Origin of the sequence: Paracnuella aquatica (genome assembly GCF_003332885.2) — a bacterium.
In the GTDB taxonomy this organism is placed as follows: domain Bacteria; phylum Bacteroidota; class Bacteroidia; order Chitinophagales; family Chitinophagaceae; genus Flavisolibacter; species Flavisolibacter aquaticus.
In genome coordinates, this window is record NZ_QOWJ01000049.1 from 1 (window position 1) to 827 (window position 827).

Below are 827 nucleotides of genomic sequence, written 5' to 3' on the forward strand. Positions count from 1 at the left end.
GTTAGCAGTAATTTTTGTGACACCGTTTCCAATCCAGAGTAAATAGACACAAACCTCATGGCAGACTGGTTCAGACGTAAATCATGGACGCAAACTGACGAAGAAGAGTTTTTCGAAAAACTCAATCGGGCACCTAAAGACGGAAGGGCCCAATACTTAAAAATCCAAGCCATAGAGTTAGTTCAAACCCAAGACACAGACCTTCTAAAGGTTGCCGAGGACTTGTTGAATAAAATGTTGAACGAATATCCTGAAGACAACTTCGATAAAGGTTCTGCACTTTCCACATTGGGCGACATATATAAGCTCCAAGAAAATTACGCAAAAGCAAAAGACTATTATAAACAAGCGTTGGATTATGAAAAAGTTTATCCGAACGTAATAACCCAGGCATATCTTGACTATTCGGAATTAGTTGTCAAAACTGATGAGACAAACTCATTTGATGAAGTCGAACAGATCTTATTAGAGCGGCAATCAAGTCTTATGTTTCCAGCTCAGAAATATAAAGTGAACTCTCTTTTATCAATTATCAATAAGCATAAAGGCAGGCAAGACGAAGCGAAACTCTTTGCAGAACTTGCCGAACAAAGTGCAAACGCTGAGACATCTGGACTTAGATACCACAAGTATTTAGGTGTAGTAAAAGACCGTGATACTTGGTTAGACAAACATGTGCAGGATGACTAAAATTACTGCTAACAGGCGCTTGCCAATATACCGGCTGAAGTGCAGTCGTTCAGTATTTGTTCTTTATTCAACTTTATCTAACTTACCAAGCCGACGGAATGCTATTGCCGGTACATCGGCAAGCGCTAATCCGTTGT

Annotated in this window: 1 protein-coding gene; it reads left to right on the forward strand. The window is 39.8% G+C overall.

Annotated features, from left to right (window positions below; all coding sequences use genetic code 11):
• Positions 1-57: 57 nt before the first annotated feature.
• Positions 58-690 (forward strand): tetratricopeptide repeat protein, encoded by a 633-nt coding sequence (locus tag DRJ53_RS21030; RefSeq protein ID WP_114237636.1) that lies wholly within the window; start codon positions 58-60, stop codon positions 688-690.
• The last annotated feature ends 137 nt before the right edge of the window (positions 691-827 follow it).